This is a genomic window from Clostridium sp., assembly GCF_051656525.1.
Taxonomy (GTDB): Bacteria; Bacillota; Clostridia; order Clostridiales; family Clostridiaceae; genus Clostridium.
In genome coordinates this window covers 1-1,104 of sequence record NZ_JBOGCC010000031.1, presented here as the reverse complement: position 1 = coordinate 1,104, position 1,104 = coordinate 1, and the positions used below count along the sequence as shown (strand labels likewise).

Genomic DNA, 1,104 nt, shown 5'->3' with positions numbered 1-1,104 from the left:
TAGAGGAATCGAACCAAAGACCTGACATTTATTTTGAGCAAAAGGGGAAAAGATACGTAATTGAATTTCAATGCACTCCAATAGCAACTGAATATCTTAAAAGAAGAGAGCAATATCAAAACAATGATATCTTTGATATTTGGATTCTTGGAAAGGATAAATATCACAAAACAAATAGAGTGATACAAAAACATGGTCATTATTATCTAAATTCAAAAACGGGACTATTAGAGGGCGATTCATTTTTCTATGGAAATTCAAACGGTATAGAAGTTATGAATATATTAAATATAGGCATTGAAGAAGGTGTTTTTAAGCCTAGAAAAAGTATTTACTTGGATATTGATACTGCTATATCAAATAAGGATGAAGTTATTTCTCTTGTTAAAAGAAATATACTAAAAGAGTTTGAACCAATATTGAAAATAATTGAAGCAGACGAACTTGGTTGTGAAAACTATATTTCTACTGATTTAAAGAACAAAAGAGGAAAGAAAAGAATATTTGAAATAAGAGAAAATAAGATTTTTGTATTTAGAAAGTATTGTTACAATCCAAGTCAATCAGAAAAATCAAAATACAGATCCAAGTTTGGGAAAAGATTAAATTCTTACTATAAGAAAGAACTAATGTATTTTAAAGAAATTGATTTCAATAATTATTGTGATTCAGCTTCATATCATATAATCGAAGAAATTAAAAATTTGATATAATTTTGGAGGAAAATTTATGAGTAAAAATGGGTTAAAGATTAAAACAATAAAAGCAGGTTCTTTATATGGCTACAATTTAGGAGTTAGGAACACATATGAAAGTAATGATGCAGTATTTAATAATAGTCTGTTTTCAATATTTTTAGAAAGGAACGGATTAAATTCATACAAAGATATTAGCACAAGAGATATTATTTGTTTAGATTTTGATTATGGTAGTAGAAGTTATGAAGAAGAGCTTTCAAGAATAACTGAAACTATAAATAAAGAGAAAGGAAAAGAAGTTATTGATGAGGAAAAATTAAATTGTTTGAATCTAATACTTGAATCAACAAAGCAAAACAAAGATAAATTCAACAAAAAATCCAAGGAAGAAATTAGAGAAGAGTTT

The 1,104-nt window shown here is 26.3% G+C and carries 2 protein-coding genes; both read left to right on the top strand.

The window, feature by feature from the left end:
* Positions 1 to 713 (top strand): competence protein CoiA family protein (locus ACRDDY_RS00895; RefSeq protein WP_438563084.1); only part of this gene is annotated, 713 nt, incomplete at its 5' end.
* A gap of 16 nt (positions 714 to 729) precedes the next feature.
* Positions 730 to 1,104, top strand: a 375-nt coding sequence (locus ACRDDY_RS00890) for a hypothetical protein (RefSeq protein ID WP_438563083.1), incomplete at its 3' end; no start/stop codon positions are given.